Raw genomic sequence first — 19,178 nt, forward strand, 5'->3', positions numbered from 1 at the left:
CAGGGGACTCCTGTGATCGATCGCGTGAGCGCGAGTCCTTCAGGCGATCGTCTCGTGGCGCGCGCGTTGCCTGTGATACTTGCCGGAGGGGGAGCCATGTGCGTCTATGCGGCATGGAACGCCTTCCGGGTGAACGGGGCGTTCGGTTTCCCTCTCGACGATCCCTGGATTCACCTGCAGTTCGCAAGGAACCTGCACGATTATGGGGTGTTCTCATACTATAAGAATGAGATGGCGACCTCGGGATCGACTTCCCCGCTTTATACCGCGCTGCTCGCGCTTGGCTTTTTCATCATCCCGAACGAATTCGCCCTGAGTTACACATTCGGGATCGTTTTCCTGCTCCTCTCCGCCTTTGTTCTCTTTAAACTCGCGCGGCTCCTTCTCGGGAGCCAGCTCGCGGCCGTCGGAGCGGCGCTCCTCCTCCTCTTCGAGCCCCGGTTGGAATGGGTTGCCCTTTCAGGAATGGAAACGACGCTCTTCGTACTGGCGATCCTTTCTGCCTGGTACTTCTACGCTACCCGGAACAGGCTCGCCCTCGGCCTTTGCGCCGGACTGGCGATATGGGTCCGCCCGGATGCGGTCATTTTCCTGGCGGCGCTCTCCATTGATGTCCTCTACCGGCGATCCCTCTCCCGACCCGCGGCGTCCGGCAGGAAAACGGCGCCGGTTGCGCCACAAGGATCGGCCTGGCTCCTCCGGCCAGTCCTGATCGCGGCTCTCCTCGCGTGCGCCTACATCGCGTTCAATCTCTGGCTGTCCGGGTCGATCTTTCCGAACACCTATGCGGCGAAGTTGAAGAAGTACTCGGGGGGCACCGAACATTTTCTGGCCGAGGTATGGACATTCATAACCGCCGGGCACCTCGTCCTGTTTTCGCTCTTCATGGCCATCGGGACTCTCTCGGTCGTCCGGTCCGTTGCCGGGCGAAAGGAGGAGGGTCTTCTCCTCGCTCTCCTCTGGCCCGCAGGGATGATTCTTGCCTACTGGAAGAACCTGCCCTACCTCTACCAGGAGGGAAGGTACGTGATGCCGATTCTCCCCTTCATCATACTCCTGGGCCTCAGGGGAGTGTCAACATCACTCCTGGTGGCCGGGAAGGCTGTCAGGAGCCTCACACGGCGGAGAGTCATGTCCCTCGCCACGGCGGGGCTCATCGCTCTTTTCTGGATACAGTTTGCCTCGGCGTCATGGGAGATGAAGGAGAGGTACGCGGACTCGTGCAGATACATCGGCGAACGGCAGGTGCGAACCGCGATGTGGATCCGCGAGCATCTCCCCGAAACCGCATGTGTCGCGACCCACGATATCGGGGCCATAGGGTTCTATTCCGGCCGGAGGGTGGTCGATATGGTCGGCCTCGTCTCCCCCGAAATGATCGACAATATCGGAAGCCTCGACAAACTGATGCGCTTCCTGATCCGCAGGAAGGTCACGCACCTTGCGGTGCTGCGGAACTGGTTTGAGGTGGTCAACGAAAACCCGCTGTTCCAAACGGATGAACTCTCTCCGGAAATTATGGAGGTGTTTCCATTCGATCCCGCCCGCACACACTTCACCCCCGGAGTCGTGGGCGAGATGACCGGGAGCGCTGAATATTACCTCTCGAAAGGCGACCCGCGCAGCGCGCGGTCCATCCTCGAGCAATCGCTGAGAAGCGATCCCCGTTCTTCGAGGACGCATTATCTGCTGGGCCGGGCGTATCTCGAGCTGGGCGACCCGGAGAAAGCCGACTGGGAGATCAGGGAAGCCCTCCGGTTGCATCCCCGGTTTTGGGATGCGCGCTCCGCGAGCGCGGAGATCTCGGTGAAGCGAAACCGGCCGGAGCAAGCGGTCGCGATCCTCGAAGAATTACTCCGTGAGAACCCCCGCTATGCCGCGGGTTACAGGATGCTCGCCGGAGTGTACGGTTCGGTGCTCGGCGATACACTCAAGTCGAGGCAATACCTCGATCAGTACGACAGTATGATGAAGGGGGCGAAGTGACCAAGTGGATTCTCCGCGCCCTGGTTCTTCTCCTGGTCGGCGGGATCGTTCTCATCTATGAAATCCTCTGGGGGCCGAACTCGTTCGGGAGCGACCGGTTTGTCATCGTCTCCAAGGGGGAGAGCTTTGTTCAGATCCTCGACTCGTTCGACCGCGAAGGCATCATCCGGAGCAGGCTTCTCTTCGACGCGGCGGGCCGGTTGCTCGGCCTCACGACAAAAATGCAGATCGGAAAGTACCGGTTCAGGAGCGGGATGTCGAACACCGAGATGCTGGAGGATCTGCGTTTCGGAAAAACCATCGAACCGATCACGGTCACCATTCCCGAAGGGTTGAAATCGTCCCGCCAGGCCCGGATTTTTGCGCGGAGTCTGGGGATCGATTCCCTCCGGTTCATGACGCTTGTCTATGATTCGACGTTCGCCCACTCGCTCGGGGTTCTCTCGCCCTCCCTGGAAGGCTACCTGATGCCCGATACCTACAAGCTCTACTGGCAGATGGACGAAGAAGAGATCATCAAGGACGAAGTCGCCCAGTTCTGGAGGTTCATGAACGACACGCTCCTGGCGCACGCCGATTCGAGCGGGAGGTCGCTCAATGACATCCTCGCCATGGCCTCGATCGTCGACGCCGAAACGAAAATCGATTCCGAGCGGGCAGTCGTCGCCGGGGTCTACTATAACCGCCTTGAAAAGAAGATGAGGCTCGAGGCGGATCCGACCATCCAGTTCATTCTGGAAGACGGGCCGCGCCGCCTGAAGTTCAGCGACCTGTACCGCGAATCGGCCTACAACACGTACCGGCATACCGGCCTCACCCCCGGACCGATCAATAATCCGGGAAGGGCCTCGATCCGCGCGGCGCTCTACCCCGTCAGGCACAAGTTTTTATTTTTCGTCGCCAACGGGATGGGGGGGCACACGTTCACCCGGAGCTACAACCAGCACCGCCGGGCCGCCCAGCGCTTCCGGAAGTTCCGCGAAGAGCAGCAGGTCCTGAAAGAGGAGGATTAGAAGACGCCCGTCCGAACCGTTCCGTCGCCCGCCCAGGCGCTGCTGCATGCTCTTCTCTGCGGCATCATCCTGACGACCTCATTCTTTTGCGCCGGCCAGGTCGCACCCTCGGGCGGCCCGCCCGATACCACCCCCCCGGTGATTGTAAGCTCCTACCCGTCGCACGGAGCGCTCGGTTACCGGGACAACCGGCTGAACCTTGTGTTCAACAAGTATGTGGATCACTCGAGCGTGGAAGGATCGCTTTTCATTTCGCCGTCGGTCGGCGAACTGAACATCGCGTGGAGCGGGACGGAAGTGGAAATCCGGTTCTCGGATTCCCTGCGGCCGAACACCACCTATATCCTCACGGTCGGCACCGACGCGGTCGACACCAGAAAGAACAGGATGGCGAGCGCGTTCGCTCTTCCCTTTTCGACCGGCGAACATCTCGACTCCGCGAGCGTGTCGGGGAAAGTGTTCGACACGGCTCCGGGCGGTATCATGATCTTCGCCTACATCCTGGGGGGCCAACGGGGCGATACGCTCAACCCCACCCATACGAAGCCGGATTATGAGACCCAGACGGGGAAGGACGGGTCGTTTGTTCTGACGAACCTAGCCCTGGGGAGCTATCGGGTGATCGCGGTCCGCGACGAATACAGGAATCTCCTCTACGACCGCCAGACGGACGAGTTCGGGATGGCGACCTCGGATCTTCTGCTCGACAGCGCGAGGATGAAGATCGCGGGGATCCAATTCCGGATGACGAAGGAAGACACCACCCGCCCCTTTCTCTCAAGCGCGAGACCGCTCGACCGCTCGCACCTGCTTCTCCGCTTCAGCGAGGCGATGGACACCACAGGCGTCCGTGGGAGCTCGATTTCCATTCTCGATACCGCAACACACGAGAGTCTTCCGGTCCGGGATTTTTCGTTCGTGGACGGCTCGCTCCTTGCCGCCCAGGCTGTCACTGCGGACCAGGAGAGCAGCAAAACCTACCGTGCGGCATTATCGGGGATGAAGGACTTGCATGGAAACCCCCTGAATTCCCTTGCGGGAACGGGAGTCTTCACGGGTTCGCCTCTCGCCGACACGTCGAAGCCGGCGATAAAGCTGAGAGAGATTGAGGAGGGGGGAAGGAACGTTCCGGTGGAGGACAGCGTCGAAATCTTCTTCAGCGAGGCGATTCATCCCGCGGGCTTCGAGCACGCGTTCCAGTTGAGGGATACGTCAAACAAGCCTGTCGCCGGAAGCTTCAGGTGGTGGAGTTCGGCGCAGGTATCGTTCATCCCTGCGCGCGCTCTCAGCCTGTCAACGAGCTACCTCGTGAAAGTCGCGCTCGATTCGGTGAAGGATTTTTCAGGAAACCGGGCGGCGGATACCGTCTGGACGAGAAGGTTTCAGACTCTCGAGGAAAAAGCGGTGGGGAGCATCAAAGGGAAGGTGGTGGACGATTCCGCCGGAGCCGCGGGAACGATTTACATTGTCGCCTCCAATATCGCCTCCAGGGATGTGAAACCGATGAACGAAGCCCTCTCTTCTCCGGGCGCGTTCGTCTTTGAGCGGGTTCTCGAGGGGAAGTACACGATCGCGGGCTTCAGGGATTCGAACGGCGACGGAGGGTATTCGTTCGGGATGCCGTTTCCCTATCGTCCCTCGGAACGGTTCGACGTCTTTCCCGACACTCTGAAGGTAAGGGCACGATGGCCGCTGGAGGGGGTCGTCCTCCGCTTCCGCTAGCCCGCCGGTGATACCTCACTTTGGCGGCTTCCCTCCCCAGCTCGTCATGCTGACATGCTTTAGGTCAGCATCTTCCAACTCTTTTTGAATGATCCCGACCTGAAACATGTCGGGATGACGGCAAAAGATGAAAAAGCCACGCTCCGAACCCGCCGGGTTACTGGCGGTGATGTTCGATCTGTTTCTCCGGCTCAATGTTCAACTCGGGCGGCTTCGGAGGGAGATTCTTCAGGATGTTGTCCGGAACGATCCATGCCTGGTTGAAGCCGAGACCTCCCAGCCGTTTCAGCAGCCGGGCTGCGGAGGCCCGGTCCTCGTAATTGCCCACCCGCACCTTGTAGTAGGGAGAATCGAAGACAAGATAGGTCCATTCGTCCGGAAAACGGCTTTCCACGCTGTCCCTCACCTGAACCGCTTCGTCGATATCCTGCGTCAGCAACACCTGCACCCTGAATCCGGGGATTGTCTCCGGCACCGCGGTTGTGATAACGTTTGCGGCTTCGACAGCCGAGCGCTGCGTGATCTCCGCCTGTTTTACCACTTTGATATCGGCATCGTAGTCGGCGGGGTTGAACGACTTTTCGAACCGCTGGAGAAACCCGGCGTCGGACGGGATGCGCTCGGTCTTCGGTTCAACGGCCCTGGTGCCGGAACAATTCCAGAGCGAAATTGTTCCGAGGAGGAGAATTCCCGTCAGGACGATGAACGGGCGGTCACTTCTGGGGAATGTCTGTGGTCCACGCATCCTTGTAATCGCCGGGGTATTTTTGGAGCATCTCGTCGCGGAACTTCCGCGCGTCGTCTTTCGTCGCAAAACTCCCGACAAGCACCTTGTACAGGTAGCTCGTCCGGTCGTAATAGGTGTTGACGCTCACCGAGAACCGCTCCCGCGCGAGCGCGGCGACGCGATCGGCGTTATCCTGTTTCTGATAGGCCCCGACCTGAACCGCGAAGCCGGACGCCTGGCCGGAGGGGGAGGATGGTTCGTAGGCGGGCCTGCTCGTATTGTCGACTTTTACGTCGAACGTATCGCTCTTGGCGGGGCCGCCGGCCGGATTCTGACCGGAGGGGCTTTGAACCGTCGAAGAGCCGCCCTTCTCAGCCGAGCTTTCCTTCGATCCGGAGCATCCCCCGGCGAGGAGCAGTGCGACGAGAGCCCAGAGAACGAGCGATGGCTTGAACACATTCATGGTAACCTCGGATTGTGATGAACGTTAATATGATTGAGCCGCTTTCACCGCGGGAGCCTCTTTGCTCTCGCCGTTCCCGCCCACGATCTTCACGCTCGCGCTTGCGCCGATGCGGTCGGCTCCGCTTGCGACGAGTGCGAGGGCCTCTTCCCGGGTCCGCACTCCTCCGGAGGCTTTCACTCCCATCGCGGATCCGACGACATGCCGCATAAGCGCGATATCGCCGACGGTGGCTCCCCCTTTCGCGAAACCCGTCGAAGTCTTCACAAAATCCGCCCCCGCACGCTTCGCCAGAATACACGCCTTTATTTTCTCTTCGTCCGTAAGGAGGGAGGTCTCAAGAATCACCTTGGTAAGAGCCCGGTAGCGCCGGGCGGTGGTGACGACCCCGAAGATGTCATTTTCCACGTAATCGTATTCGCCGGATTTGAGCATCCCGACATTCACCACCATGTCGAGCTCTGTCGCCCCGTCGCGGAGCGCCTGTTCCCCCTCGAATGCCTTTCCCGCGGAGGTGATGGCGCCGAGGGGAAACCCGATCACCGTGCAGACCTTCACGGGCGTATCCCGGAGCAGCTTTGCGCAGAGTGAGACATAGCAGGGGTTGATGCAGACGCTTGCAAAATTGTATTTCTTCGCCTCCCGGCAGAGCACGGTGACCTGCTCTTTTGTGGCTTCGGGTTTGAGAAGGGTGTGGTCGATCATCCGGGCCAGTTCCGTTTCGATCCCGCCGGCGGCCTCGATCCCCATGCCTGCGCTGACACGAGCGGCCCCGGTGTGGACGATGGTCTTGACGCCTTCCCTGTTGTGGATGACGCAGAGGCCGTCGCTGCAGATACCGTCCTTACAGCACGATTTCCCGCCGGAGCTTTCGTGAAGGATCGATTCGACGAGCCGTTCAACCTCGCCTGGCAGCATCATTCCCTTCGGACAAATTGAGAAAATCCCACTATTCAGCTTCAATATACAACTTTATGAAAAAGAAACAAGCCCGCGTATTTTGTCATCCTGAGCGAAGCGAAGGATCTCGCAGGTCGGAAAGACGAGATCCTTCGGTCGCTACGCTCCCTCAGGATGACACGTTGGGTGAAATCGAGACACGACTGGTGCTTCTTGTATCTCTCGGGGCATTTTCTTAGATTCCCTTCGGTTTGACACCCATAACCTGAACCTTCCATGCGAATCTGCACCCGGACTCTATTTTTTCTCCCGGCGCTCGTCTTGTTGTGCGGCCCGGAGGTTCGCGCACAGGATAATAGCGCGTACAACTTTCTCCAGCTCGATGTCGGCGCGCGCGCCGCGGCGCTAGGCGGCGGTCCGGTGGTGATGGTCGATGATCCGAACGCCATCTTTTACAACCCCGCCGCGCTCGGGACGCTGACCCAGCGCAGAGTCTCCTTCGGTTTTTTCAAGCACCTTCTCGATATTAATGCGGGGCACGCCAGCTTCGGGACGGAAATTCCCAACCTGGGGTTTGTGGGCGCGGGGATCGTCTATATCAATTACGGCGAGTTTAACCGCACCGGCGAAGAGGGGGAGGATTTAGGGACATTCCATGCGGGCGAGCTCGCGGTGACCGCGGGCTATGCAGGGGCATTGCGGCCGGGGCTCGAGTATGGAGTGAACGCAAAATTCATCTACTCGTCGATCGCAGAGGCGCACTCTTCCGCCGCGGCTGTCGATCTGGGGTTGCAGTATGTGGCGATCCCCGACAGAATCACGCTCGGGATAAGCCTGCTCAACCTGGGGACCCAGCTCAATCCTTACGTCAACACACGGGAAGATCTCCCGCTCAACCTGCGCGTCGGGGCCGAGATCTACCCGGAACACCTCCCGGCGGCTCTCCTACTGAGCCTGGACCGGCTCAACGAGAAACAGGACTCCTTCGGTGAGAGGTTCAGGGCCTTCTCGGTGGGGCTCGACCTGCTTCCCGGGCCGAACGTCCACCTCCGGATCGGGTACAATAACGGACAGAGGCAGGATTTGAAAGTCCTTTCGAGTTCGGGGCTGGCGGGGTTTTCGATCGGAGGGGGGATCAACACGGACATGTACAGCGTCGATTATGCCTACTCGTCGCTCGGCCAGATCGGCGCCGTGCACCGGATCAGCATAACGTTCTGACCGGCGCGGCTCAGAATTTCTTGTAGGGGGTTTTCAGGTACCGCCCGGCCTGCTCGTGGGCGCCCTGGTAGTCGTCGAGCGCAAGCACCTTCCGGTACTGCTTCACCGCAAGATCCCGCTTCATCTGCAGGTCGTAAATCATCCCGATTTTCAGATTCACTCCCACCATGAAACCGGTCGGATCCTTATCGAGGAGCCGTGAAAGCTCGTCGCACCGGTAGAAGTGCTCGAGGGAGGCGGGATAGTTTGCCGTGTTCATCTCCTGCACGCCCAGATAATAGCGCGCCTCCCGTTCGAGGAGCCGGTCGTATCCGCGGTTCTTGTGCTCGACTCTCTCCAGGATCTCCCTGAAGGCAGTTGCACACGCTTCCCAGTTTCCGAGCGAGGCATAGCAGCGCCCGACATACTTGTGAAAGATCGGGTTGTTCGGGAACCGCGCGTGGAGTCTTAACGAAAGGGGGAGGGCCTGGTCCGGTTTTTTCTCGTAATTCTGCAAGACCTGCAGGAGAAAATAGGTCGCTTCAATGCTCGCGTACGTCCCGTTGGAGGCCGTCCTCGCGAGCTCTTTCAGGCCTTTCTTCTTGTTGCCTTCCGGAAAAAAAATCATGAAGGGTTTCACGAAAGGGTAAAGGTCGGGGATGATAGCGGCATAATAATGGTACAGACCCATGCCGAGGAGGACGTCGTTGTTCTCCGGCGCCAGTTTGTACGCCTCCTCCACGATGGGAAGGGCCGCGCGGCCGTCGCTCGCCGCCTTGAGCCAATCCTCCCGGTTGCCGTGCAACCTTCCCCGAAATCCGAGCGCTCCCCCTTTGAAAAAGAGCGCCGCTGTGTCGTGTTCGTTCTTATCGAGCCGCTTGTCGCACAGATCGATCACCCGGTCCAGTTCGGAAAGGAAGCGGTCGTCGTAGGCCGTGTTCTCAATGTCCGTGACGATTCTCCACCAGTCGACCATCGCGAGGAAAAAATAACCCGCCGGATGATCAGGCATCCGGCGGGCGATGTATTGAAACTCGGTCTTTGCGCTGTCGAACGAGAGATTGTAGACCTCCTCGATCCCCCGGTGAATGCGCGCTTCGGTTGCGGAATCGCCGATCCATTGGGCCGGCGAGGCGACGACAGAGAGCGCCGCAAGGAGCCCGATGCACATGCCCCTCGGTACTTTAAGGGACGGCCGGACGGATCCCGCTCTCAGAAGCTCCGGACTACGCGAAATCACTCGAGCTGGTTGTTCGCCGCGGCTTCCTTCAGCTTGTCGTTGGCGAAGATCGCCACTTCGACCCGCCGGTTCTGCTGCCGCCCTTCGGCGGTCGTATTCGAGGCGACCGGTGCGGTTTCACCGAAGCCCCTCGTCGTAATCCGGGACCCGGCGACGGAAAGGCCCTTCAGGTAGTCGGCGACCGACTGGGCCCGGCGCTCGGACAGGCGCTGATTGTAATCGGCTGTACCGGTCGAGTCGGTGTGGCCGTCGACCAGGATGTTCGTGTCGGGGTACTTGTTCAGGATCTTCGCGAGACTGGAGATGTTCGATTCTGCGGTGGGTTGAAGATCGGATGCGTTCGTCTTGAAGAGAATCCCGGAATCGAACGTGATCTTGATTCCCTCGCCGACCCGCTCAATCTTTGCGTTCTTGATGTCATTTCTCATCTCCTCGGCCTGCTTGTCCATATAATGACCGATCAGCACGCCTGCGGTGCCTCCGACCGCGGCCCCGATGATGACCCCGGCGGCAGTATTCCCCGCCGCGTGTCCGATGATCCCGCCGATAATTCCCCCGGCAGCAGCTCCTATTCCACCCCCCTTGACGGTGTTGCTCGCCCCGCAGCCCATCATGAGAAGGGAAGCGCAGATCACCAGAACGGTGAAGAGTTTGATGGGAGTTGTCATGGCGTCTCTCCTCTGAAATGATGTAAGTGTTGAGTTTGGATGGTTGCTATGCAGCTGAAATCCTTGAGGTAAGATATGAAACCACCCTGTCACTCGCAATTCGCTCCTGGGCCATCGAGTCGCGTTCCCGCACCGTGACAGTCTGATCCTCCAGCGTTTGCGAATCGACGGTGATGCAGAACGGTGTCCCGATTTCGTCCTGCCGCCGGTAGCGGCGCCCGACCGCGCCGCTCGCATCGTAAGAAACCCGGAGAGCGCTTCTCAACTCCTGTTCGATCTTCTTCGCTATTTCGGGCATTCCGTCCCGGTTCACGAGCGGAAAGACCGCGGCTTTGATCGGGGCGAGTCTCGGGTGGAGCTTCAGTACCACGCGGGTCTCCGCCGTCCCTTCGGCCGTGGGCGCTTCCTCCTCGGCATAGGCGTTCACGAGAAACGCCATACACGACCGGCTCGCTCCGGCCGATGTTTCGATGATATACGGCGTGAATTTCTCCTTCGATTCCTCTTCGAAATACTTGAGGCTTTTCCCGGAAAACTGCTCGTGCCGGGAAAGATCGAAATCGGTGCGGTTGTGCACCCCTTCGATTTCGCCCCAGCCGAACGGGAAGGAATATTCAACGTCGTAGGCATCCTTGGCGTAATGGGCGAGCTTCCCGGGCTCGTGGCGGTGCCAGCGGAGCTTGCCGGACTCCATCCCGAGCCGGTTGAACCAGCTCATCCGCTGTTCGCGCCAGTATTCGAACCATTCGACGTCGGTTCCCGGTTTCACAAAGAACTGCATCTCCATCTGCTCGAACTCCCGCGTCCGGAAGAGGAAGTTCTTCGTGTTGATCTCGTTCCTGAACGCCTTGCCGATCTGGGCGATGCCGAACGGGATCTTCTGGCGGGAGGAGGACTGAACGTTGAGAAAGTTCACGAAGATCCCCTGGGCCGTCTCGGGGCGTAGGTAGACGACGGCGCCCGAATCCTCGACCGGCCCGACGAATGTCTTGAACATCAGGTTGAATGTCCGGGCCTCCGTGAAGGTCCCCTTGTTTCCGCAATTGGGACAATTCAGGACCGGGAGGAATTTTTGGGGTTCAAGCTCCGCGCGCCTGCGGAATTCTTCCGTCATCAGAGTCTCGTCCGCGGGGAGCGCGGCCCCCGGCTCGACGGCGCGGAGAAGTTCCTTCTGCTTTTTGACCGACAGCTCCTCGAAGAGGATGTCGACGCGATAGCGGGATTTGCACTGCCGGCAATCGACCATCGGATCGGTGAAATTCTCCACGTGGCCGGAGGCCTCCCACACTTTCGGGTGCATGAGAATCGCCGCGTCGATCCCCTCGACGTTTTCCCGGTATGTCATTTCCTTCCACCACTCGGCCTTGATATTGTTCAGGAGCTCGACGCCCAACGGGCCGTAATCCCATGCGCCGTTCAAGCCGCCGTAGATCTCGCTCGACTGGAAGACGAAGCCCCTCCGTTTGCAGAGCGAGACCAGTTTATCCATCGATACCGTGCCGGGTTTCTCTTTTGCCATTGAACGTACTCTCTCTTTCGTTGATGATGGTGCGGAAAATTCGTGTGGTCCGGATTCAGACTTTCTTAGGGGGCCGGTCCCGGGCATCCCGTCTCAGATTGGGGGTCGGGCGGAGGATGATCGTCTGAACGATCGCTCCCCCCACCTCGATGTGAATTGTAACATGATTCTCCCGGAGGTTCTCCGAAGCGATTGCCCTGCCGTTAAACCTGGCCGCCATTGCGTTGAAGGCGCCGTTCAGCACGACCGTGGCAAGGTCTTTGGGGATCAGGACCCGCCGCTCGATCCTCGAAAACCTGGAATTCGGCACCGCGATTTCCTTCCTGCGCGTCCACGATTCGTCGATGCCGAAATGGACGAGGACCGAATCGACCTCGTGGTCGATTTCCGCGAGCACGGCGGGCGAAGCCTCCGGGACCGGCTCGGACCTCTGCTCGCCGGGATGCCCGGTAGTGTCCGCCAACCCCGAACTTGCCGACACCGGTCCGGCTTCGCCATGGCGGGGCGGGGTCAGGCTGGTGCGGTTGAGAAAGAACAAGCCGGCCGCCGCGACTCCCATGAGAAGCGAGATCACCAGGCGCACGACGATCGGGTGATCGACCAGAGGGCCCCGGCTCATCGGCCGGCGAACGAAGGTTTGCGCTTTTCGATGAACGCTTTGGTCCCTTCCGAGAAGTCTGCCGTGCCGCAGCATTCTCCGAACATCGATGCCTCCACCTTCAGACCCTCGCTCAAAGGCATTTCCATGCTGATGTTGATCGCCTTCAGGCTCATGCGCACCGCGATCTGGCCCTTCGAGAGAATCGTCCGGGCGAGCGATTCGGCCTCCGCGAGCAAACGGGAGCGGGGGACGACGAGGTGTACCAGTCCGATCCTGAGCGCTTCCTGGGCATCGATCGGGCTCCCCGTGAGGATCATGGCCGTCGCCCGGCCCGGCCCGATCAATCTCGGCAGCCGCTGGGTTCCGCCATAACCCGGAATAGTCCCCAGGTTCACTTCCGGCTGGCCGAAACTCGCGTTCTCCGATGCGATCCGCAAATGGCAGGCAAGCGCGAGCTCGCAGCCCCCGCCCAGCGCGTAGCCGTTGACCGCGGCGATCACCGGCCTGCCGAGGTGCTGGATCCGGTCGAAGAGCGCCTGGCCGGAGAGCGAGAATTCCTTGCCGGACTCGGGAGTAAGGGAGGAAAGTTCCCCGATGTCCGTCCCCGCGGCGAAGGCCTTCTCCCCCGAGCCCGTCAGAATTGCGGCGTCCACCTCGTGCCCGGACCGGATCTGTCCGAACACCTCGCCCAGCTCCTTCTTGCAGAGCGCGTTGAGGGCGTTCAGTTTATCGGGACGGTTGAGGGTGATGAACGCGATCCGTTCCCTCGTCTCGAACAGCAGCGTTTGATAGTTTGTCATCGATCCTTCTCCTTAACACGCTTCCGGCGCTACCATGCGACCTCGACCCTGCTCTGGTCGCCGATCATGAAGCGGTGGACGTGCGGTTTTCCGACGGCGTCCACGATCTCCACGTCGTTGCCGAGGATGCTTCCCTCAATCCGGATGCGGACGTCGAGCACCTTGCAATCTCTCAGGACGATGCTGTACTCCACTTCCGAATTCCGGATCTGGGTCCCGTCGCCGATCGAGGTGAAGGGTCCGATATAGCTGTTCTCGATCACGCAGTTCCTTCCGATGATGGCCGGCCCGCGCACCACGCTGTTGAGGATTTTCGACCCTTCCCCGAGCTGCACTTTCCCCGCCACCGTCGAAGTCTTGTCGATGTGCCCCTCGAGTTGGGGACGGAGATTGTCGAGCACGAGCCGGTTCGCTTCCAGCAGGTCCGAGGGCTTGCCGGTGTCCTTCCACCAGCCGGTGATCTCGCTGAATCCGACCTTATAGCCCTTGTCGATCAGGTACTGGTGCGCATCGGAGATCTCCAGCTCGCCGCGCTTGCTCGGTTTGATCTTTCTCGCCGCCTCGAAAATATGGTGGTCGTAGATGTAAATGCCCGCGACCGCAAACTGGCTTCTCGGTTTGGAGGGTTTTTCCTCGATGCGGACGATCCGCCCTTTCTTGATCTCCGGCACGCCGAAGCGCTCCGGATCGCGAACCCGGGCAAGCGTCAGGAAGCAATTGCAGCCGCTCCGCTCGAACTCCTCGATGAATCTCTTCACCCCGCCGACCACCATATTGTCGCCGAGGTAGAAAATGAAGTTGTCCTTCCCGACGAACCTCTGAGCGATCTTCACGACATGCGCGAGGCCGAGGGGCGCGGTTTGGGGAATATACGTAATCCGGGCGTTCCACCGCTTCCCGTTCCCGATCGCCTTCTGCACCTCATCGTTGTCGGCGTTGCAGACGATGCCGATCTGCTTGATTCCCGCATCGACCGCGGCCTCGATCGCGTAGTGCAGAATCGGCTTGTTGGCGATGGGAATCAGGTGCTTGTTTTGGGTGTGGGTCAGAGGCCTGAGGCGCGTGCCGCGGCCGCCGCTTGCGATGAGTGCTTTCAATTCTTCACCTTCGCTCGATTATTGAGTGGATGGTTCTTTAGTATTTGCCTGAATTGTCCGATCAACCGTTCAAAATTCTCCTGGCTGAGCTTCTGTTGTTCTTTTCCGACCCGCGCAACCTCGATTCCTCCGGAGATATAGGCCGGGAGAAACTTCGGGGCGTAGGCCAGGAGCGCTTTGAGATGGAGGTCCACCGTCTCGAAATCGCCTCTTACGATCGGCCCGGTAAGCGAGTCGGCGGCGGGCGGGTGCACCGCGTTCTCAAGCGTCGCCGTGATCAGGGGCCCGAACATTTCCTCCCAGGTCGCCGCCACGCCGAGTCGCAGGGTCAACTGCTCGATTGAATGGAGGTGCACCATCAGATAATTCGACGCAAACACGCATATCACGTGGTAGAGGGGCCTCAGTTCTTTCCGGATAATCAGGGCTCTCCCGCCCAGGTCCCCGATCAAACGCTCCGCCCGCCCGACCGCCTCCCGCTCGCCGTCGATCCCGTAGAAGATTCCCTGAATCTTCGCCCGGCTCCTCCCGGGCCCGCGCTGCCTCCCCGGTGGCCTCATGGAGGGAAACGTCTGGATCGGGTGCATCGACGCCACCAGCGATCCGCGCCGGCGGAGCGGTTCCAGCACGTCTGCAGAATGCACTCCGGAACAGTGGACGACGAACAGCTTTTTGAAGTTGATCGCCTTCAGTTTCGAGACGCTGAGCGCCACCTCCGCGATCGCCCCGTCCGGGACGGTGAGGAGAAGGCATTCGGTCTTCGGGGAAAGGTCGCCGATCTCCGTCGAAGCCCTGCCGCATTGCAACGCCTTCGCGAGCGCGATCGCCGGAGCGCCGCTGCGGCTGATGACGGAGACGAACGGATAACCCCTGTCGTGCAAGGCCCGCCCGAGCGAGGAGCCCACCGCTCCGGCGCCGACGATGGAAACCCTGGGAGGACGCGGTGCCGGCACGGGAGGTCAGTTCGTATTGAGAAGAACGGCGGAAAGGTATCCCACGACGCTCGAGCGGTCGCCGGTCACGTCCCCGGAATTACAGTGGGAGAGGATTCCGGCGCGATTCGCGCCGAGACGCCGGGCCGCAGCCATCACCGCGACCATCGGACCGCCCCCGCAGGCTTCGGTGCGCCTTGTCTCCAGGTCGGTCATGATTTTCTCCTCGTCGAATCCGGCGACGTCCGCGACGATAATGCCGTCGAGCGATTCCGCAACTTCATAGCGATGGTAGTGGGAAAGATCGGTGCTTGCAATGAGCAATACCCGGGTGCCCGCGAACACCTGGGCGAGCCTTCCCGCAAGGTGGAAGCAATACTCTCTCCGTTGTTCGCCCATCACGATCGGCAGTATGTTCACCTCGCCGAGGACCTCCTGGATGAAGGGGAGATGCACCTCGATCGCATGTTCGTTCCGGTGGCCCATCCGGGACGCCTCGATGAGCGGATCACCGGAAACGAGGAGCTCGCGGAAGCGATCGTCGACCGGCAGATCACCGAGCGGAGTGCGGTATCCGCTTCCTTCATAGACGGAAATGCCGTCAAAGTATTCCCGGTGGCTCGGGGAGACAATGACCACGCATTCAAACGATTTTCCGCCGAGCAGTTTGTATCCCAGGGATGCCGCGTCGCCGGAGTACTCGTATCCGGCATGCGGCAGGATCAATCCGAGGATGACTCCCTCTTCGGGCCGTGCGTCCGCGCGGGCCAGGCGCGCGCCGATTTCCGCGCGGAGGGCCTCCGGATCCGCCGGATAGAACATACCGGCCACGGCCGGTTCGCGTATGAGCGGCGGGGTCACCGGCAGAGGTTCAATGCGCGCCGTGATTCACCGTTTCCCACGGGCCTCCGATTCCTCTTCGAAGATCTCCGCCGTGAAGAGGTAGGTTTCCGCGCCTGGACGTTCCCAGATCCGGGGAGGCAGGCCGGCCTTTTTGGCGGTCTGGGAGAGAAAAGTCTCACGGTCCCACCCGTGTTCCAACGGCACCTGCGGCAAGAGGAGGCCGCGATTTCCCCCATATCCGATCAGCAGACCGTGTGTTCCCACTTCGATGTCGGTAATCTGTTCCATCTTGATTAATGGCGAGAGGACGGAAATTTCAATCGCGAGAGCGTCTAATTCATCCGGCCCGACGGGTGGAAATCGCTGGTCGTCGAGCGCGGCTTTCACCGCAGCCTCCTGGACGGTATGCGCCAGCGGCTTGAGGGGATCGACGTACCCGATGCACCCGCGCAATTCCCCGCTGATCCGCAAGGTCACGAACGCCCCCTGCGGACGGAGCAGAGCGGGCTCGCAGGGTCCGATCGACGCCGGGGGTTTTCCCCTGACGGCCGACTCGATTGAATCGCGCGCCAACTCCAGCAGAAAGGCTTTTTCCGAGACTGATAGCACGATCTCCCCGGTCCGGTCGTCCATGGATCTGCGAAAACTTACGCAAATTCTGAGTGAGATTCAATCATCCGGCGGTGTCTCGCATTCCCCGTATATGTCATCCTGAGGGAGCGTAGCGACCGAAGGATCTCGTCTAGTTGACCGGCGAGATCCTTCGCTCCGCTCAGGATGACAAAATGCGGCGCTACCACCCCCCGTTCAGTTGACATTCATTCCTGATGACAGTATATTCGTAGTAGACCAAGTTGAGCAATTAAACGAACTTAGACCACCAGATCCCGCTTCCGCTGATGGCGGCGCCCCATGCGCGACGGCATTTACAAAAAGAAACTGGAAGATCTCCTTCTTGTCTGCCGAAAGAATCTTCGGACCGTCAATGAAGACCTGATCCGCAGAGCTTTCGAGTTCAGCCTCGAAGCCCACAAGAACGACATTAGAGCGTCCGGCGATCCCTTTTTCAACCATCCCTACGAGGTGGCGATGGTTGTCGCCAAAGAAATCCCCCTGGACGACGTTTCGGTCGCTGCAGCCCTCCTCCACGATGTCGCCGAAGACACCGAGTACGAAATAAAGGATATCCGGCAGGAATTCGGAAGCGCCATAGCGGACATCGTCGACGGCGCGACCAAGATTTCGGATATCTTTCGCAGCCACGAGGTGACGCAGGCGGAAAGCTACCGCAAGATGCTTCTCTCCATGGTGAACGACATCCGGGTGATGCTGCTCAAATTTGCCGACCGGCTTCACAACATGCGGACCCTCGAGTACCTGCCTGCGGAGAGGCAGGTGCGCCTCGCGAAGGAGACGCTCGACATTTATGCGCCGTTCGCCCACCGCTTCGGGCTGGCGAAGATCAAGTGGGAGCTCGAGGACCTCGCCTTCAAGTACCTTCATCCCGGGGAATATGAGAACATCGCGCGCCAGCTCAAGGCGCGGCGAAAGGAACGGGAATCGTACATCCGCAAGTTCGTCCTGCCGCTCGAGAAGCGCCTGAACGAGGAGGGGATGAAGTTTGAAATCGAAGGGCGGCCCAAACATTTGTACAGCATCTACAACAAGATGGTCGCTCGGGCCAAGCCGCTCGATGAGATCTACGATCTGTTTGCGGTCCGGATCATCCTCGAGACCGAGAACGAGAACGAATGCTTCACGGCCTACGGCATCCTCTCCTCGATCTACCTGCCGATTCCCGAACGGTTCAAGAATTACATTTCCGTGCCGAAGAAAAACGGCTACCGGTCCATTCACTCGACCGTCGTCGGCCCGGAGGGTAAAATGGTGGAGATGCAGATCAGGACGCGGGCGATGCATGAGATCGCCGAGCAGGGGGTCGCGGCCCACTGGAGGTATAAGGAGAACGTTTCGACCCTCGACGAGGAGCTGGAAAACTGGATTTCGTGGGTGCGCGAGATTTTCGAGCACGCCGATGAGGAGGCGCCCGCCAAGCAGCTGATGGAGAGCTTCAAGCTGAATCTTTACCAGGATGAGATCTACCTCTTCACCCCGAAGGGAGAGCTGAAAATCCTTCCGAAAGGCGCCACCCCCGTCGATTTCGCGTTCGCGGTCCACACCAACGTGGGATTCCATTCCCTCAGCGCGAAAGTCAACGGACGCATCGTTCCCCTCGACTCCCAGCTCCGCAGCGGGGACCAGGTGGAAATCATCACGTCCAAGAACCAGACCCCGAAAGCCGACTGGGAGCAGTTCGTCGTCACCCACAAGGCGAAAGCCCAGGTCCGCAAATGGGTCAAGGAGGAGGAGCGCAAGGAGATCACCGAGGGACGCGAGCAATGGGAGAAGCGCGCGAAGAGGTTCAAGCTACACATCAGCGACGACGATCTGATCAGGCATGTGCACGAGTTCAAGGTGGACGACCTGAGGGATTTCTACCTGAAAATCCAGCGGGAGGAAATCGATCCCGAGGCGGTCCTTCACGAGATCGAGCTGAAGCTCAAGCACTCCCAGCCGGAACTTCCCCGGGAGGATAAGAGCGCCGGCCTCTTCAACCGGTTCCTGGACACCGCGCGCAGCATCACCGGCGGGATCACGCTCTTCGGAAGCAACGACAACTTCATGCACAGTTACGCAAAGTGCTGCAATCCCATCCCCGGCGACGAAATCATCGGATTCGTCACGCAGGGAGAGGGGGTCAAGATACACGTGAAGACATGCAAGAACCTGATTTCGATGATGGCGTCCGATCCGCGCCGCATCGTGGAGGTGGGCTGGCCCGGAACGAACGGGGTCGAATACCCGGCCGCCATCCGGATCTCGGGCGAGGACCGGACCGGCATGCTGAACGACATCACGCACGCGATCTCGACCTATCAGAACACGAACATTCGCGGCGTGAAAATCGATACGAAGGACAGTATCTTCGAGGGAACGATCATTATCGGCGTAAAACACACAGACCATCTCGGCAGGGTCATCGAGAAACTGCGCAAAATCAAAGGCGTCTATCGGGCGGATCGCCTGATGGAGTAGCAAGGAGGGATGAATGAAGAGCAACGGTCACCGCCCGAAAACCTACACGAAGAAAGACCTTGTCAGGAAGGTCGCGCTCGCCGGCTCCGAGAATATGAACGTTTCCGCGAAGTGGATCGAGCGCGTGTTCGTGGCGGTCCGGGAGATCATGATGAGCGCCGATCCCGATCTGCGGATTGAAATCAGGGATTTCGGCGTGTTCGAGGTCAAAGCCACGCGATCCAAACCCAAAGCGCGCAACCCAAAATCCGGAGAAATTATCTACGTCCCCTCGCGAAGGAAGACGCACTTCAAGCCGGGAAAGCGGCTGAAGGGCTTTCTTTCGCAGCCGCTCGGGGCTCACCGTCCCTCTGAGAACTGATTCACAGACG

Annotated in this window: 18 protein-coding genes; 6 read left to right on the top strand and 12 right to left on the bottom strand. The window is 59.8% G+C overall.

Annotated features, from left to right (window positions below; translation table 11 throughout):
* Window positions 1–12 precede the first annotated feature (12 nt).
* From VI215_12125 to VI215_12135, 3 genes are all read left to right on the top strand, one after another.
* Window positions 13–1,986, top strand: a complete 1,974-nt coding sequence (locus VI215_12125) for a tetratricopeptide repeat protein (GenBank protein HEY6193060.1) — start codon at window positions 13–15, stop codon at window positions 1,984–1,986.
* Entirely contained in the window at window positions 1,983–2,999 is a 1,017-nt protein-coding gene (gene mltG / locus VI215_12130; protein ID HEY6193061.1) for an endolytic transglycosylase MltG, read from the top strand. The genes VI215_12125 and mltG overlap by 4 nt, the downstream gene beginning before the upstream one ends.
* Before the next feature lie 69 nt (window positions 3,000–3,068).
* Entirely contained in the window at window positions 3,069–4,721 is a 1,653-nt protein-coding gene (locus tag VI215_12135) for an Ig-like domain-containing protein (GenBank protein ID HEY6193062.1), read from the top strand.
* 157 nt (window positions 4,722–4,878) lie between these two features.
* Here VI215_12135 and VI215_12140 read toward each other — a convergent pair whose 3' ends face one another.
* From VI215_12140 to deoC, 3 genes are read right to left on the bottom strand one after another with little or no spacing between them, the layout of a single operon-like run.
* Window positions 4,879–5,466 carry an SPOR domain-containing protein gene (locus tag VI215_12140; protein ID HEY6193063.1) on the bottom strand — a complete coding sequence of 196 codons (588 nt, stop codon included), beginning with the start codon at window positions 5,464–5,466 and terminating at the stop codon, window positions 4,879–4,881.
* Window positions 5,435–5,911 (bottom strand): SPOR domain-containing protein, encoded by a 477-nt coding sequence (locus VI215_12145; GenBank protein HEY6193064.1) that lies wholly within the window; start codon window positions 5,909–5,911, stop codon window positions 5,435–5,437. The genes VI215_12140 and VI215_12145 overlap by 32 nt, the downstream gene beginning before the upstream one ends.
* 24 nt (window positions 5,912–5,935) lie before the next feature.
* A complete protein-coding gene (deoC, locus tag VI215_12150; GenBank protein ID HEY6193065.1) occupies window positions 5,936–6,661 on the bottom strand; it encodes a deoxyribose-phosphate aldolase in 726 nt (241 codons plus the stop codon).
* A gap of 426 nt (window positions 6,662–7,087) precedes the next feature.
* Here deoC and porQ point away from each other — a divergent pair, with 426 nt between their 5' ends.
* The gene (gene porQ, locus VI215_12155) at window positions 7,088–8,032 is read left to right on the top strand and encodes a type IX secretion system protein PorQ (protein HEY6193066.1); all 945 of its coding nucleotides are present in this window, start codon (window positions 7,088–7,090) and stop codon (window positions 8,030–8,032) included.
* Between the two features lie 10 nt (window positions 8,033–8,042).
* Here the strand turns inward: porQ and VI215_12160 are convergent, their stop codons facing one another.
* From VI215_12160 to amrA, 9 genes are all read right to left on the bottom strand, one after another.
* On the bottom strand, window positions 8,043–9,182 hold the full coding sequence (locus tag VI215_12160) for a hypothetical protein (protein ID HEY6193067.1): 1,140 nt from the start codon (window positions 9,180–9,182) through the stop codon (window positions 8,043–8,045).
* Window positions 9,183–9,247: 65 nt separating this feature from the next.
* On the bottom strand, window positions 9,248–9,919 hold the full coding sequence (locus VI215_12165; protein ID HEY6193068.1) for an OmpA family protein: 672 nt from the start codon (window positions 9,917–9,919) through the stop codon (window positions 9,248–9,250).
* 46 nt (window positions 9,920–9,965) lie between these two features.
* Window positions 9,966–11,438, bottom strand: coding sequence for a glycine--tRNA ligase (locus VI215_12170; GenBank protein HEY6193069.1), 1,473 nt, complete (start codon window positions 11,436–11,438; stop codon window positions 9,966–9,968).
* 55 nt (window positions 11,439–11,493) lie between these two features.
* Entirely contained in the window at window positions 11,494–12,057 is a 564-nt protein-coding gene (locus VI215_12175; protein HEY6193070.1) for a hypothetical protein, read from the bottom strand.
* Window positions 12,054–12,839 carry an enoyl-CoA hydratase-related protein gene (locus tag VI215_12180; GenBank protein HEY6193071.1) on the bottom strand — a complete coding sequence of 262 codons (786 nt, stop codon included), beginning with the start codon at window positions 12,837–12,839 and terminating at the stop codon, window positions 12,054–12,056. Before VI215_12180 ends, VI215_12175 begins: the two co-directional genes overlap by 4 nt.
* A gap of 29 nt (window positions 12,840–12,868) precedes the next feature.
* The gene (locus tag VI215_12185; protein HEY6193072.1) at window positions 12,869–13,936 is read right to left on the bottom strand and encodes a glucose-1-phosphate thymidylyltransferase; all 1,068 of its coding nucleotides are present in this window, start codon (window positions 13,934–13,936) and stop codon (window positions 12,869–12,871) included.
* The gene (locus tag VI215_12190; GenBank protein HEY6193073.1) at window positions 13,933–14,889 is read right to left on the bottom strand and encodes a Rossmann-like and DUF2520 domain-containing protein; all 957 of its coding nucleotides are present in this window, start codon (window positions 14,887–14,889) and stop codon (window positions 13,933–13,935) included. Before VI215_12190 ends, VI215_12185 begins: the two co-directional genes overlap by 4 nt.
* Window positions 14,890–14,895: 6 nt before the next feature.
* On the bottom strand, window positions 14,896–15,729 hold the full coding sequence (gene amrB / locus VI215_12195; protein HEY6193074.1) for an AmmeMemoRadiSam system protein B: 834 nt from the start codon (window positions 15,727–15,729) through the stop codon (window positions 14,896–14,898).
* Window positions 15,730–15,756: 27 nt separating this feature from the next.
* Complete coding sequence (gene amrA / locus VI215_12200; protein ID HEY6193075.1) at window positions 15,757–16,344, bottom strand: AmmeMemoRadiSam system protein A; 588 nt, start codon at window positions 16,342–16,344, stop codon at window positions 15,757–15,759.
* Window positions 16,345–16,623: 279 nt separating this feature from the next.
* Between amrA and VI215_12205 the strand changes: the two genes are divergently transcribed.
* Window positions 16,624–18,807 carry a bifunctional (p)ppGpp synthetase/guanosine-3',5'-bis(diphosphate) 3'-pyrophosphohydrolase gene (locus VI215_12205; protein ID HEY6193076.1) on the top strand — a complete coding sequence of 728 codons (2,184 nt, stop codon included), beginning with the start codon at window positions 16,624–16,626 and terminating at the stop codon, window positions 18,805–18,807.
* A 13-nt stretch (window positions 18,808–18,820) separates the two neighbouring features.
* On the top strand, window positions 18,821–19,168 hold the full coding sequence (locus VI215_12210; GenBank protein HEY6193077.1) for an HU family DNA-binding protein: 348 nt from the start codon (window positions 18,821–18,823) through the stop codon (window positions 19,166–19,168).
* The last annotated feature ends 10 nt before the right edge of the window (window positions 19,169–19,178 follow it).

The organism is Bacteroidota bacterium, from assembly GCA_036522515.1.
In the GTDB taxonomy this organism is placed as follows: domain Bacteria; phylum Bacteroidota; class Ignavibacteria; order UBA10030; family SZUA-254; genus VBOC01.

What these genes read in the sequence shown, in the direction of transcription:
- VI215_12140 (HEY6193063.1), bottom strand. Translation starts at nt 5,466, where the DNA reads ATGCGTGGACCACAGACATTCCCCAGAAGTGACCGCCCGTTCATCGTC.
- VI215_12145 (HEY6193064.1), bottom strand. Translation starts at nt 5,911, where the DNA reads ATGAATGTGTTCAAGCCATCGCTCGTTCTCTGGGCTCTCGTCGCACTG.
- deoC (HEY6193065.1), bottom strand. Translation starts at nt 6,661, where the DNA reads ATGGGGATCGAGGCCGCCGGCGGGATCGAAACGGAACTGGCCCGGATG.
- porQ (HEY6193066.1), top strand. Translation starts at nt 7,088, where the DNA reads ATGCGAATCTGCACCCGGACTCTATTTTTTCTCCCGGCGCTCGTCTTG.
- VI215_12160 (HEY6193067.1), bottom strand. Translation starts at nt 9,182, where the DNA reads ATGTGCATCGGGCTCCTTGCGGCGCTCTCTGTCGTCGCCTCGCCGGCC.
- VI215_12165 (HEY6193068.1), bottom strand. Translation starts at nt 9,919, where the DNA reads ATGACAACTCCCATCAAACTCTTCACCGTTCTGGTGATCTGCGCTTCC.
- VI215_12170 (HEY6193069.1), bottom strand. Translation starts at nt 11,438, where the DNA reads ATGGCAAAAGAGAAACCCGGCACGGTATCGATGGATAAACTGGTCTCG.
- VI215_12175 (HEY6193070.1), bottom strand. Translation starts at nt 12,057, where the DNA reads ATGAGCCGGGGCCCTCTGGTCGATCACCCGATCGTCGTGCGCCTGGTG.
- VI215_12180 (HEY6193071.1), bottom strand. Translation starts at nt 12,839, where the DNA reads ATGACAAACTATCAAACGCTGCTGTTCGAGACGAGGGAACGGATCGCG.
- amrA (HEY6193075.1), bottom strand. Translation starts at nt 16,344, where the DNA reads ATGGACGACCGGACCGGGGAGATCGTGCTATCAGTCTCGGAAAAAGCC.
- VI215_12205 (HEY6193076.1), top strand. Translation starts at nt 16,624, where the DNA reads ATGCGCGACGGCATTTACAAAAAGAAACTGGAAGATCTCCTTCTTGTC.
- VI215_12210 (HEY6193077.1), top strand. Translation starts at nt 18,821, where the DNA reads ATGAAGAGCAACGGTCACCGCCCGAAAACCTACACGAAGAAAGACCTT.